This window comes from Pseudomonas sp. ITEM 17296 (assembly GCF_028895205.1).
In the GTDB taxonomy this organism is placed as follows: Bacteria; Pseudomonadota; Gammaproteobacteria; order Pseudomonadales; family Pseudomonadaceae; genus Aquipseudomonas; species Aquipseudomonas kermanshahensis.
On the sequence record NZ_WJRS01000027.1, the window covers coordinates 14,929 to 28,224 of the forward strand.

At 62.8% G+C, this 13,296-nt stretch carries 12 protein-coding genes; 8 read left to right on the forward strand and 4 right to left on the reverse strand.

What is annotated here, in order from left to right; genetic code table 11:
• Nucleotides 1–168 precede the first annotated feature (168 nt).
• The 3 genes from GIB19_RS23160 to GIB19_RS23170 are packed head-to-tail and all read right to left on the reverse strand — an operon-like array spanning nt 169 to nt 4,713.
• The gene (locus GIB19_RS23160) at nt 169–1,572 is read right to left on the reverse strand and encodes an efflux transporter outer membrane subunit (protein WP_274888159.1); all 1,404 of its coding nucleotides are present in this window, start codon (nt 1,570–1,572) and stop codon (nt 169–171) included.
• Between the two features lie 3 nt (nt 1,573–1,575).
• Nucleotides 1,576–3,540, reverse strand: a complete 1,965-nt coding sequence (locus tag GIB19_RS23165) for a MacB family efflux pump subunit (RefSeq protein ID WP_274888160.1) — start codon at nt 3,538–3,540, stop codon at nt 1,576–1,578.
• Nucleotides 3,541–4,713: an efflux RND transporter periplasmic adaptor subunit gene (locus GIB19_RS23170; protein ID WP_099428715.1), complete on the reverse strand. Its 1,173-nt coding sequence runs from the start codon at nt 4,711–4,713 to the stop codon at nt 3,541–3,543. It lies immediately after the preceding gene.
• A 228-nt stretch (nt 4,714–4,941) separates the two neighbouring features.
• Here GIB19_RS23170 and GIB19_RS23175 point away from each other — a divergent pair, with 228 nt between their 5' ends.
• From GIB19_RS23175 to GIB19_RS23195, 5 genes are all read left to right on the forward strand, one after another.
• Nucleotides 4,942–5,418 (forward strand): sigma-70 family RNA polymerase sigma factor, encoded by a 477-nt coding sequence (locus GIB19_RS23175; RefSeq protein ID WP_027592893.1) that lies wholly within the window; start codon nt 4,942–4,944, stop codon nt 5,416–5,418.
• A 169-nt stretch (nt 5,419–5,587) separates the two neighbouring features.
• Complete coding sequence (locus GIB19_RS23180) at nt 5,588–6,067, forward strand: response regulator (RefSeq protein ID WP_027592892.1); 480 nt, start codon at nt 5,588–5,590, stop codon at nt 6,065–6,067.
• 72 nt (nt 6,068–6,139) lie between these two features.
• Nucleotides 6,140–7,465: an MFS transporter gene (locus tag GIB19_RS23185; protein ID WP_099454840.1), complete on the forward strand. Its 1,326-nt coding sequence runs from the start codon at nt 6,140–6,142 to the stop codon at nt 7,463–7,465.
• Nucleotides 7,466–7,559: 94 nt separating this feature from the next.
• Nucleotides 7,560–7,856 (forward strand): type II toxin-antitoxin system MqsR family toxin, encoded by a 297-nt coding sequence (locus tag GIB19_RS23190; RefSeq protein ID WP_274888161.1) that lies wholly within the window; start codon nt 7,560–7,562, stop codon nt 7,854–7,856.
• Nucleotides 7,857–7,858: 2 nt separating this feature from the next.
• On the forward strand, nt 7,859–8,260 hold the full coding sequence (locus GIB19_RS23195; protein WP_274888163.1) for a type II toxin-antitoxin system MqsA family antitoxin: 402 nt from the start codon (nt 7,859–7,861) through the stop codon (nt 8,258–8,260).
• 72 nt (nt 8,261–8,332) lie between these two features.
• Here the strand turns inward: GIB19_RS23195 and GIB19_RS23200 are convergent, their stop codons facing one another.
• Nucleotides 8,333–10,015, reverse strand: a complete 1,683-nt coding sequence (locus GIB19_RS23200; protein ID WP_274888165.1) for an electron transfer flavoprotein-ubiquinone oxidoreductase — start codon at nt 10,013–10,015, stop codon at nt 8,333–8,335.
• 538 nt (nt 10,016–10,553) lie between these two features.
• Between GIB19_RS23200 and GIB19_RS23205 the strand changes: the two genes are divergently transcribed.
• The 3 genes from GIB19_RS23205 (at nt 10,554) to GIB19_RS23215 (ending at nt 13,290) form a co-directional block, all read left to right on the forward strand.
• Nucleotides 10,554–11,303 carry an electron transfer flavoprotein subunit beta/FixA family protein gene (locus GIB19_RS23205; protein ID WP_027592887.1) on the forward strand — a complete coding sequence of 250 codons (750 nt, stop codon included), beginning with the start codon at nt 10,554–10,556 and terminating at the stop codon, nt 11,301–11,303.
• On the forward strand, nt 11,304–12,233 hold the full coding sequence (locus GIB19_RS23210; protein ID WP_027592886.1) for an electron transfer flavoprotein subunit alpha/FixB family protein: 930 nt from the start codon (nt 11,304–11,306) through the stop codon (nt 12,231–12,233). It begins immediately after the preceding gene.
• 235 nt (nt 12,234–12,468) lie between these two features.
• A complete protein-coding gene (locus GIB19_RS23215) occupies nt 12,469–13,290 on the forward strand; it encodes a substrate-binding periplasmic protein (protein WP_099428718.1) in 822 nt (273 codons plus the stop codon).
• The last annotated feature ends 6 nt before the right edge of the window (nt 13,291–13,296 follow it).

Here is a 13,296-nt window from a genome sequence, read left to right on the forward strand (position 1 = left end):
GGTGTAGGGCGAGGGATTTTCGGTGGGTTTTAGATCGAGCGCCGCCCAAGGGCCGAGCGCCAATGGCTCAGGACTAATTGGCCCAAAACAGATGGAGCAGCCTTGTGCTGCGATGCGCCGCGCGGGCGGCGCTCGATCTCGAACCCGCAGCAAATCCATCGCCCTACACTAGCGCTCAACCTTCCACCCACCCCCCAACGCCTTGTACAGCGCCACACTCCCTTGCAGCCGTGCCAAGCGCAGCTGCGCCTGCTGATCCTGGGCCAGGTACAGGGTGCGCTGGGTTTCAAGCACGCTGAGCAGGGTCTCGGCGCCCGCGCCATAGCGCTGCTGGGCCAGCTCGAAAGCCAGGCGCGCCTCCTGTACCTCCTCGTCCTGCCACCGGCGTTGGCGGTCCACGCCGTGAATCGCATTGAGCGCTTTCTCGACATCGGCGAAACCGGCCAGGATGCTGCCTCGGTACGTCTCCAGCAACTCAGCTTGTTCGGCCTCGGCCAGGTCGCGAGAAGCGCGCAGCCGGCCGTTGTTGAAGATCGGCGCGACCAGCCCGGCGCTGAGGGTATAAAAAGAGCTGTCGAGCACATGAGCAAAGGTATTGGCGCCACTGCCCAGGTTGGCCCCTAGGGTCAGCTTGGGCAGCATCGCTGCCCTGGCCACCTGTACGTTGGCGCTGGCCGCTGCCAGCCGCGCTTCGGCGGCGGCGATGTCGGGGCGACGGGCCAGCAGTTCGCTGGGGACGCCGCTGCCAATGGACGGCCACTGCAGCGCATCGAACGCTTCACGGCTGGGCGGCAGGGCCTGCACCGGGTCGCCGAGCAGCGTCGCCAAGGTGACCCGGCTGTCTTGCCACTGCTGTTCGAGCAACGGCACTTGCCGCTCCTGGGCAGCCACCAGGCTGCGCTGTTGGGCCAGTTCCAGGCGTGTGGCCGAGCCGGTGCGCTGGCGGGCTTCGACCAGGCCCAGCACGTCACGTGCATTGCGCAGGTTGAGCCGAGCGATGTTCAGTTGCGCTTCCAGGGCCAGGCCTTGCAGGTAGCTGTCGGCCACGGCGCTGACCAAGGTCAGCTCGACCGTCTGCCGGTCGAAGCGGCTGGCATCGAGGCTGCGCAAGGCACTGGCCCGTGCTGCGCGCAGGCCACCCCAGAAGTCGATCTCGTAGCTGGCGCTGAGTTTCAGGTCGAACGCGGTGCTGGTGCGTTCGCTGCTGCTGACGTCCAGTTGGTCGTTGCCTTCACCTTTCAACAGCCGCTGGCGGCTGCCATCCAGGCCCAGGTTCAGTTCGGGCAGCAATGGCGCGCCAGCGATGACGGCCTGGGCCTGGGCCTGGCGTACACGCGCCGTGGCGGCCGCGAGGTCATAGGCGTTGAGCCGGGCGCGCTCGACCAGGCGGTCCAGCTCGCTGCTGGCAAACGCGCGCCACCACTGTGCTGACGGCAGCTGGGTGGATGACGGCGCGGCCTCGCCTTGCCAGGCGTGCGGCGCGGCAATTCCGCTGTCAGGCGTGGGCGGCGTGTTGCAGGCGGCAAGGCTCAGGCACAAGGTCAACAGGCTGATACGGCTTGGCAAGGTCATGGATTATTCGCTGGTAAGGGCTTTGACCGGGTCGAGTCGGGCGGCTTTGCGGGCCGGCATGAAGCCGAACACGATGCCGGTGACGACAGCGCAGGCGAACGCGCCGAATATGGCTGGCAGGGCGAATGCCACCGCAACCTCGGCCAGCATCAGGGCGCCGCCGATGGCCAGGGCCAGGACGACTCCGGCCACGCCGCCAACCATCGAGAGCATTATGGCCTCGCTGAGAAACTGCCGCAGGATGTCGCGCTGGCGAGCGCCGGTGGCCATGCGGATGCCAATCTCACGAGTACGCTCGCGCACGGTCATGAGCATGATGTTCATGACTCCGATGCCGCCCACCAACAATGAGATCGCGGCAATCGCCCCCAACATCAGCGACAAGCTGTTCTGCGTGCGTGCTTCGGCCTGGATCAGTGCTGCGTCGTTGGTCAGCTCGAAATCCTGACGGCCCTGGTGACGCTGGCGCAGCAGGTGATCAATGGCCACTTCGGCTTCGTTGACCCGGGTGGAGTCGTGCGCGGCGACGGCGATGTAGTCTGGGTCGCGCTGGCCGAACAGGCGGATAGCCGCGGCGGAGTAGGGCACCGCGATGCGCCCGTCGCTGTCCTGGTCGCCGGAACTGGCGCCTTTACCGGCCAGAATGCCGACGACTTGGAACGGCACATTGCCGATCAGGATGTATTGCCCCAGCGGGTCGCGCCCAGGGTCGAGCATCTTTTCCCGCACCTTCTGGCCGATCACCGCCACAGGCGCGGCACTGGCTTCGTCGGCCTCGGTGTAAAAGGTGCCCTCGACCGCCGGCCAGTTGAAGATCTCCGGGAACCAGATGTTGTTGCCGCCGACATAAAACTGCTGGCTGTTGTTGCCGTGGCGCACCATCAGTTTGTCGCCGATCACCGGCATGACGTGCTTGACCTGTGGCAGCTCGCCGATGGCCGCGACGTCGTCGAGGGTGATGGTGCCGGCCTGTTCACCCAGCGTTGCCGGCTTGCCATTGAGGTAGAGCACGTTCGAGCCAAACGCCGCCATTTGCGCCATGACCTGGCGCTTGCTGCCTTCGCCGACGGCCAGCATGACCACCACCGAGGCTACCCCGATGACGATGCCGAGCAGGGTCAGGGCGGTGCGAAAACGGTTGACCCACATCACTCGCCAGGCGGCCTGCAGGGCTTCGACCAGTTCACCTTTCCAGGCCCCGCGCAGGGTGGCGCCGCGGCCCAGGCGCTGGCGCAGGTCGTCGGCCTGCAGCCCTTGGCGTGTGGGGGGCGGTGGCTGCTCGGCGGCCGAATCGCTGATGATCAGGCCATCGCGGATTTCAATGACCCGCTGCGCCCGCGCCGCCACGTCGCGGTCGTGGGTAATCAGGATGATCACATGGCCCTGGCTGGCCAGTTCGTCGAGCAGCGCCATGACTTCGGTGCCGCTGTGGCTGTCGAGCGCGCCGGTGGGTTCGTCGGCGAGGATGATGTGGCCACCGTTCATCAGTGCCCGGGCAATCGATACGCGTTGTTGCTGGCCGCCGGACAACTGGTGCGGGCGGTTGCCCGTGCGGCTGGCCAGGCCCAGGCGGGTGAGCAGGGCGGTGGCGCGCGCGTGCCGCTCGCTGGCGGCGATACCGGCATAGATGGCCGGCATCTCGACGTTCTCCTGGGCCGAGCCCGAAGGGATCAGGTGGTAGCCCTGGAAGACGAAGCCAAAGGCTTCACGGCGTAACCAGGCCAGTTCGTCGCTGTCCAGCTCGGCCACGTCCTTGCCCGCAAAGTGGTAGCTGCCAGCGGTTGGCCGGTCGAGGCAGCCGAGGATGTTCATCAGCGTCGATTTGCCGGAGCCGGAGGCGCCGACGATGGCGACGAACTCGCCGGGGTGGATGCTCAGGCTGATGCCCTGGAGGATGTCGACCTTGGGGGTATCGACGCCGCCGTAGGATTTACGGATGTCGATCAGTTCGATCAGGGGCGTAGTCATTCAACCTCCGCTGACGCTGGGGGCGCCGATCACCAGGCGCTCGCCTTCGCTGAGGCCGTCAAGTACCTGCACCCGCAGCCGGTCGCTCAGGCCGGTCTGGACCTGGCGCTGTTCCACTTCGCCTTTGCTGTTGAGTACCCGGGCGAGGCGCAAGCCATTGTTGTCGTCCAGTGCGGCAAGCGGCACGGTCAGCACTTGGCTGGCCTGGCCGGCGACAAAGAACACCTGCGTGGTCATCTCGGCCATCAGGGCGCCATCCGGGTTGTCGACATCCAGCAGCACGGTGTACTGCACCACCTGGCTGCCGGTGGTGCCATTGGTGGCGCTGGTCGGGCTGCCGCCGCCCTGGCTGCTCTGGTCCAGCGGTTTAGGCGGGATCGGCAGGATCTGCCGGACCGTGCTGGTCCAGCGGCGCTTGCCGCCGGCCAAGGTGGTGAAGTAGGCGGTCATGCCGGGCTTGACCTTGCCGATGTCGGCTTCCGACACCTGGGCCCAGACGGTCATTGGCGAAAGCCTGGCGATGCGCAGGATCAGAGGGGTCTGCTGTTGGGCATTGAGGGTCTGGCCTTCTCGGGCATCGACCGCTACCACGGTGCCGTCCATGGGGGCATAAATGCGCGTGTAGCCCAGTTCCGCCTCGTCGCTGCGCAGGTTGGCCTGGGCCTGACGAATCTGCGCCTGGAACATGTCGATGCGGGCCTGAGTCACCTTGAGCTGGGCATCGGCCGTCTGCACGTCTTCGTCACGGGTCGCACCGGCGGCCGCCAGGTCACGCTGGCGCTTGAGCTGCTGCTGGGCCAGTTGAAACTGTGCACGTTGCTCGGCCAGTTGTGCCTTGAGGTTGTCGATCGAGTAACGCCCGGCATCGAGCCTGGCTTGCTGGGTGGACGGGTCGATCTCTACCAGCAGTTGGCCTTTGCGTACCTGGTCACCGGCTTCAACGTGCAGCTTGTGGATCTGCCCGGAAGCCTGGGCGCCCACGTCGACGTAGCGCCGCGGCTGCAGGGTGCCCAGGGCAGTCACGCTGCTTTCGATGTCGGCACGGGTGACGGCGACTGTGCTGATCGGCTGCGCGCCAAAGGGCAGGGTCTTCCAGGCCAGCAAACTGCCCAGGCTCAGCAGGGCCAAGCCACTGAGCAGTAGCCGACGGCGGGTGTGGGGTAAACGTCGCATGCAGACTTCCAGCCAGGAGTGAAGGCCACGCGCAGCGCAAAAGCGGCGCGCACTGAGGTCCCAGATAGACGAAGGCTAGCGGGCGGGATTTAGCGTACAGGGCAGGGGGATGTCGTGTTGCTGAGAATAATTATAATTTGTAAGATCGCACGTTGACATCACTTCGGTCCTGCACAGCTTTGTGAAAAGGCTTTCAGAAAAAGCAGCAGGGCCCTCTCAGGTAACGTCGTGGAACATTACTATCGCGAACTGGTGGGCTTCCTTTCAGCGCGCCTGGGCAGTCGTCAGGCGGCCGAAGACGTTGCGCACGATGCTTATCTGCGGGTGCTGGAGCGTACCGATGCGGAACGGATCGAGCACCCGCGTGCCTTTCTGTACCGTACCGCGCTCAACCTGGTGGTCGACCGTCACCGGCGGCATCAGGTTCGCCAGGCCGAGCCACTGGAGGTGCTCGACAGCGACGAGCGTTGGCACAGCCCGGCGCCCACCCATGACATGCAGCTCGATCAGCGCCTGGCATTGATGCAGCGCGCCCTGGATGAGCTGGGAAAGGTCTGCCGCGACTGCTTCCTGTTGCGCAAGCTCGATGGCCTGTCGCATCAGCAGATTGCCGAGCACCTGGGGGTGTCACGCAGTGTGGTGGAAAAGCACATCGTCAATGCCATGAAGCACTGCCGTGTGCGCATGCGCGAGTGGGAATCCTGAAAGTCTGGTGAAAGAGGAATGAAAATTCCGTCAAGCATCGACTTGATTTATGCAGGTTTCCCGACAACTATCTAGGTAGACCCCAGCCAGGCAAAGCTTTGGCGATTGCCGTTACTGGCGCAGTATGGTCAGGGAGTGTCCCTTTTTACCTAACTGCCCAGGTCCGAAAATGGCAAACAAGACCCTGCGCATCCTCATCGCCGACGAGCACCCCAGCCAGCGCTTGCAGCTGGAAAAGTTGCTCAATGGCCTGGGCTACTACCGGATTGCGCCCGTGGACAGCTTCGAGGAGCTGCAACGCCTGGTGCAATCTGCCTTGCAGCCCTTTCATCTGTTGCTTGGCAACATCGAACTGGCCAGCCACGTCGGCGTCGACCTGGCGCGTTTCTGCCGGGTGAGTACGCAAATCCAGCACGCCCTGCTTTACCACTCCCAGCAGTTGCAAGTGCCTTCGGTGCCGCAAACCGAGCGCCAATCCGTGAGCGTGAGCCTGCCGCAAGCGCCCGATAACGAGGCACTGGAATCGTTCATGGCGATCATCGATGCGCCGCTTTTGGTCGGCAAGCTGCCCCTGCCAGCTGCCGTGCCCGCCAGCGCGCTGCACCCGCGCCCGCGGGTGAACTTCGCGCACACGGTCTTCAGCCGCTAGCGCCGATGTGGGCGGGGCAAGGGGGCAGCTATTTGCTATCCTCTTGCCCTTTGCCGATCTGCGGACTCTGCCATGACTGCCATCGATACCGCTCGCCCGCCACGGTTCAGCCGTGGCGACCACCGGACCTTGGGCCTGGCGGCACTGGGTGGCGCGCTGGAAATCTACGATTTCATCATCTTCGTGTTCTTCGCCCTGACCCTCAGCAAGCTATTTTTCCCGCCAGAAATGCCTGAATGGCTGCGCTTGCTGCAAAGCTTCGGGATCTTCGTCACCGGTTACCTGGCGCGGCCACTGGGCGGTATCCTGATGGCGCATTTCGCCGATCATCTGGGGCGCAAGCGGGTGTTCAGCCTGAGCATCCTGATGATGGCCCTGCCGTGCCTGCTGATCGGTGTGATGCCGACGTACGCCGATATCGGCTATGCCGCGCCGTTGATCCTGCTGGCGCTGCGCATTCTGCAGGGGGCGGCTGTCGGCGGCGAGGTGCCCAGTGCCTGGACGTTCGTCGCCGAGCATGCGCCACCTGGGCGACGGGGCTATGCCCTGGGCTTCTTGCAGGCTGGGCTTACCTTCGGTTACTTGCTGGGCGCACTGACGGCCACGCTGCTGGCGCAGGTGTTCACCCCCGAAGAAATTCTCGACCATGCCTGGCGCTACCCCTTCCTGCTGGGTGGGGTGTTTGGCGTGATAGGCGTGTGGCTGCGCCGGTGGCTCAGTGAAACGCCCGTGTTCCTGGCCCTGCGCGAGCGCCAGGAGCAGCCGGTGGCGTTTCCGCTGCGGCGCGTGCTGGGCGAGCATCGCCGGGCGCTGATCCCAGCGGCGCTGCTGACCTGTGTGCTGACGTCGGCGGTGGTGGTGCTGGTGGTGATTACGCCGACGGTGATGCAACAGCGTTTTGGCATGACTGCCGGGCACACCTTTGCCCTCAGCAGTGCGGGCATTGTCTTCCTTAATATCGGTTGTGTGCTGGCCGGCCTGCTGGTCGATCGCCTGGGCGCCTGGCGTGCCCTGATGATCTACAGCCTGCTGCTGCCGCTGGGCATCGGTGTGTTGTATGCAAGCCTAGTGGGCCAGTGGGGCGCAACGTGGCTGGCTTATGCCGTGGCAGGGCTGTGCTGTGGCGTGGTGGGCGTGGTGCCGTCGGTGATGGTCGGGCTGTTCCCTGCGCAGATTCGGGTGTCGGGCATTTCCTTCACCTATAACGTCGCCTATGCCCTGTGGGCCAGCACCACGCCGCTGGCGCTGATCGCCTTGATGCCGTGGAGCCCATGGGTGTGTGTCGGATTTTGTCTGATCATGGGCATGGTGGGGCTGCTCACTGCCCTGTACTTCGGGCGTCGCGAGCCCTTGGCGTTTGCGGCGGAGCCCATGCCAATCATGTGCGGTGACAAATGAGCCAGTAGCGGCTGGCAGGTGGTGAGGCAGACTTCCGGGTGGGGGCTATTGGAATAACCTATTAGCCAAATTTAACCTGGAAGGTTAATTTCTCATGGAAAAGAGAACGCCTCACTGTCCGCTGCAGCGGATAAGGGGATTGGTAAGTGCTGGACGTATCAGCCCGACTACCGCCTCGTTGCGAGACGCCCAGGCACTGGGGATGGAATACCCGGATATGCTCGATGTCATCAATGGCTTGGAGCGCAGAGACTTTTACAAAAGCATGACCAGCTACGTTGATCATCGCGTTTGGCAGGATGTTTATCGTCCGCTTACGGTCAAGGGGTACGTGTACCTCAAACTGTCTGTGGTGGACGACGTTCTCATCGTGTCTTTCAAGGAGATGTAACCATGAGATGTCCAATCTGCTGCGGTGCGGAGCTTGCGCCCGACACTCAGGACATGCCCTATCGATACAAGGGTGAAGCGACCCTTATTCCGAATGTCAGTGGCGACTACTGTGCTGCCTGTGGTGAGGCAGTGCTGAGCCATGATGAAGCTTTGCGCATCAGTGACCTGATGTCGGCGTTCAATCGCCAGGTCAACGCTGCGGCGGTCGACCCGGGTTTCATCGTCTCAGTGCGCAAGAAATTCGATCTCGACCAGCGTGAAGCAGGGGAGATTTTCGGGGGTGGCGTCAATGCGTTCTCCCGTTACGAAAACGGTAAAACCAGGCCACCCGTGGCGTTGGTCAAGCTGTTCAAACTGCTGGATCGCCACCCGGAACTGTTCGAAGAAGTACGCACTGCCTGATGCGGGTAGGCAGCAAAAAGCCCCCGGCTCTGACGAGGCGGGGGCTTTTTAGTGCCGCAAGGGCAGGGGGCCTTACATGTTCGGGTAGTTCGGCCCGCCGGCGCCTTCAGGGGTTACCCAGGTGATGTTCTGGGCGGGGTCCTTGATGTCGCAGGTCTTGCAGTGCACGCAGTTTTGCGCGTTGATCTGGAAGCGCTTGCTGCCGTCATCCTGGCTGACCACTTCGTACACGCCGGCAGGGCAGTAACGCTGGGCCGGCTCGTCGTACAGCGGCAGGTTGCTGGCGATCGGGATGTTCGGGTCGGTCAGCTTCAGGTGGCAGGGTTGTTCCTCTTCATGGTTGGTGCTGGAGAGGAATACCGAGCTGAGCTTGTCGAAGCTGAGCTTGCCGTCCGGTTTCGGGTAGTCGATCTTTTTCGAGTCGGCTGCGAGCTTGAGGCAGGCATAATCCGGCTTGGTGTCGTGCAGCGTGAAGGGCAGCTTGCCGCCGAACCAGTTCTGGTCAACATAGTTGAATGCCGCACCGAGCAGTGGGCCGAACTTGTGCATGGCTGGGCCAAAGTTACGGCTGGCGAACAATTCTTCGTGGAGCCAGCTGGCCTTGAACGCGGTGACGTAGCCATTGAGCTGGTCGCCGCCCTCGCTACCGGCGATCAAGGCGTCGGCAACGGCTTCAGCGGCAAGCATGCCGGACTTCATCGCCGTGTGGCTGCCCTTGATCTTGGCCACGTTCATGGTGCCCAAATCGCAACCGATCAGCGCACCGCCGTTGAAGACCATCTTCGGCAGTGAGTTGATGCCGCCTTTGGCCAAGGCGCGGGCGCCGTAGCTGATGCGCTTGCCGCCTTCAAGGTACTGCTTCATCACCGGGTGGTGCTTGAGGCGCTGGAACTCATCGAACGGCGACAGGTAGGCATTGCTGTAGGACAGGTCGACGATCAGGCCCACCACCACCTGGTTGTTTTCCAGGTGATAGAGGAACGAACCACCGGTGTTTTCGGCGCTCATCACGTCCAGCGGCCAGCCTGCGGTGTGCACCACCAGGCCCTGCTCGTGCTTGCTTGGGTCGATTTCCCAAATTTCTTTGAGGCCGATGCCGTAGTGCTGGACGTCGGACTCGCTGTCGAGGTTGAAGCGCTTGATCAGCTGCTTGCCGATATGGCCGCGGCAACCTTCGGCGAACAGCGTGTACTTGGCGCGCAGTTCCATGCCAGGGGTGTACAGGCCGTCTTTCGGGTTGCCTTCGCGGTCGACACCCAGGTCGCCGGTGACGATGCCACGCACCACGCCGTTTTCATCGAACAGCGCTTCCTGGGCAGCGAAGCCTGGGTAGATTTCAACGCCCAGGTTTTCGGCCTGCTGGGCCAGCCAGCGGCACAGGTTGCCCAGGGAGATGATGTAGTTGCCGTGGTTGTGCATGGTCTTGGGCACGAACAGGTCGGGGACCTTGGTCGAGCTGCCTGCATCCTTCAGCACATAGATATCGTCGCGCTTGACCTCGGTGTTCAGCGGCGCGCCGAGTGCCTTCCAGTCAGGGAACAGTTCGTTCAGTGCGCGCGGCTCGAACACCGCGCCGGAGAGGATGTGCGCACCGACTTCGGAGCCTTTTTCGACCACGCAGACGCTGATCTCGCTACCGGCTTCGGCGGCCTTCTGCTTCAGGCGGCAGGCGGCGGACAGCCCCGCCGGGCCGGCGCCGACGATGACCACGTCGAATTCCATGTATTCGCGTTCCACTGGTTCTCTCCTACTCATCAAGGCTCGTGCTGTTGCTTTGTCTTATGGGTGTGGGGTGATCATGCGCACCGCGCTTCACGGGAGCGGAGCTGTAGCAGCGCAGAGGATGGACTACACCGTTTTGTCTTGGCCGCGCATTATATCTACACCACTTGGCGGGTCCAATACAAACGTTTGTTTGAATTTGCCGCAGGCCAGTAAAATCACAGGCGTACGGCTGGAGGGTGACCGATTTGCCGTATTGACCGGATTGGGTGTTGCGGTCAAGATACGAGCGGTTTTACGTTCGCCGTAGGCTTACCGCCGGGCGCAGGTACACCTCTAAAGACCAGGTGTGGAGTAAGGCTTTCGGGCCAATTCACGGTATGTAGTGGAGTTTACACGCCACCACAGAAAATGACCCGCGGGTATTTGCCGCAAGCGTCGCGACAAGACTGCTCGGTCACCTTGAAGTTTGCTTCTCCCGGTACGTTTTTAGAGGTGCCCTTGTACCCACGCGCATCGCCGGGCATGTCCCCAGGCGACTTTCTATTCACCGGAGAGTAACGAGGAATCCATGAAGGTTCTTGTAGCTGTCAAACGAGTGGTCGACTACAACGTCAAGGTTCGCGTCAAAGCGGACAACTCCGGCGTCGACCTTGCAAACGTCAAGATGTCCATGAACCCCTTCTGCGAAATCGCCGTTGAGGAAGCCGTACGCCTGAAAGAGAAGGGCGTTGCGACCGAGATCGTCGTCGTTTCCGTCGGCCCGACCACTGCCCAGGAGCAGCTGCGTACTGCGCTGGCACTGGGTGCCGATCGTGCCATTCTGGTCGAAGCCGCTGATGAGCTGAATTCGCTGGCCGTGGCCAAAGCGCTGAAAGCCGTTGTCGACAAAGAGCAGCCACAGCTGGTCATTCTCGGCAAGCAGGCCATCGACAGCGACAACAACCAGACCGGCCAGATGCTGGCTGCGCTGACCGGCTACGCCCAAGGCACCTTCGCCTCCAAGGTTGAAGTCGCTGGCGACAAGCTGAACGTCACCCGTGAAATCGATGGCGGCTTGCAGACCGTATCGCTGAGCCTGCCAGCGATCGTCACCACCGACCTGCGCCTGAACGAGCCGCGCTACGCGTCGCTGCCGAACATCATGAAGGCCAAGAAGAAGCCGCTGGAGACCGTTACGCCAGACGCGCTGGGCGTATCGCTCGCTTCCACCAACAAGACCCTGAAAGTCGAAGCGCCGGCTGCACGCAGCGCAGGTATCAAGGTCAAGTCGGTGGCCGAACTGGTCGAGAAGCTGAAGAACGAAGCGAAGGTAATCTAAATGACTATCCTGGTTGTCGCTGAATACGAGAACGGTGCTGTAGCCCCGTCCACCCTGAACACTGTCGCCGCAGCCGCCAAGATCGGTGGCGATGTGCACGTGCTGGTCGCTGGCCAGAACGTCGGCGGCGTTGCCGAATCTGCTGCCAAGATCGCGGGTGTTGCCAAGGTACTGGTTGCTGACAACGCAGCCTACGCCCACGTCCTGCCAGAAAACGTCGCGCCGCTGATCGTCGAGCTGGCAAAGGGTTACAGCCACGTGCTGGCCCCGGCCACCACCAACGGCAAGAACATCCTGCCGCGCGTCGCCGCACTGCTGGACGTCGACCAGATCTCCGAGATCATCTCGGTTGAATCGGCCGACACCTTCAAGCGCCCGATCTATGCCGGTAACGCCATTGCCACCGTGCAATCGAGCGCTGCGGTCAAGGTCATCACCGTGCGTACCACCGGTTTTGACGCCGTTGCTGCAGAAGGCGGTTCCGCTGCTGTCGAAACTGTTGGCGCTGCGCACAACGCCGGTATCTCCACCTTCGTCGGTGAAGAGCTGGCCAAGTCCGACCGCCCAGAGCTGACCGCTGCCAAGATCGTCGTTTCCGGCGGCCGTGGCATGGGCAACGGTGACAACTTCAAGCACCTGTATAGCCTGGCTGACAAGCTCGGCGCAGCCGTCGGTGCCTCGCGCGCCGCAGTCGACGCAGGCTTTGTGCCGAACGACATGCAGGTCGGCCAGACCGGCAAGATCGTCGCACCGCAGCTGTACATCGCCGTCGGTATCTCCGGCGCGATTCAACACCTGGCCGGCATGAAAGACTCCAAAGTGATCGTTGCGATCAACAAGGACGAAGAAGCGCCGATCTTCCAGGTGGCCGACTACGGCCTGGTCGCTGACCTGTTCGAAGCGGTTCCGGAGCTGGAAAAGCTGGTCTGATCCGCCTGCTTCACTTATAAAGAAGCCCGGCCCTCGTATTGAGGGCCGGGTTTTTTTATGGCCTTTTCCGATGCAGTGCTTGTCGCGGTTCCTGTCGGAGCAGCCTTGTGCTGCGAAGAGGCAGTCACAGCCACAAAAATTTGTTGGTCATGCCGGCCCTTTCGCAGCACAAGGCTGCTCCTACAGGTGCGGCGTGTACCTGATGGGCCGGGCCAAGCAATACAAGGAGTGAGCAATGGTGCTGCGTAAAGCAGGCGGGGTGCTGGCATGCATGGCGGCGTTGCTGGCGCCCGGCGCGATGGCGGCAGGCAAGTGCGAACGTTTGGTCGCGACCGGCAGCCCCGATGCGCCCCCGTATTCCTGGCAGGACCCGAAAGACCCCAAGCACCTGATCGGCGCCAATGTCGACCTGTTGCAGCAGGTGGCCAGTGAGCTGGGTGTGAAGGTGGACGTGCTGAGTGCTGGGCGACGCGATCAGGCGCTGGAGGAAGTGCGCAGTGGGCGAATGGACCTGCTGCTCGATACGCCCCTGCAGGTCGGCCAGCTGACCGCACTGGACTACATCCACCCGCCGTTGCAGTTGAACGAATACCTGGTCTGGACGCGGCATGACGCCGAGCTGGCCTTCGATGGCCCGGCAGACCTGGCCAAGTACCAGGGCAGTTTGTCTGAGCGCGCGCGTCTCACGCCGGCCTTTGAAGCGTTCGCCAAAGCCCACCTGAAGTTGCAGCCTGCGCAAAACCTGACCCAGGCATTCCAGAAACTGGTGCTGGGGCAGGTGGACTATGTGCTCGCCGGGCGCTATTCCGGCATGGCCATGACCCAGAGCCTGGGCATGAGCAACGACCTGATTGCCCGCGGCCTGCCAGTCGATCGCCCAGGGCTGTACCTGGCCGTGTCGCACAACTCGGCGTGCAATGACAGCTGGTTACGTGGGCAATTGGCGAAAAAACTGACAGAATTGCCGATCTCCGGTGCGTCCGAGGCTGTGCTGCAACGAAATGTCGAGCGCTGGAAGGCGCAGATGCAGGTGCCGCTGGACGCCCCCAAACATTAGGAAGAT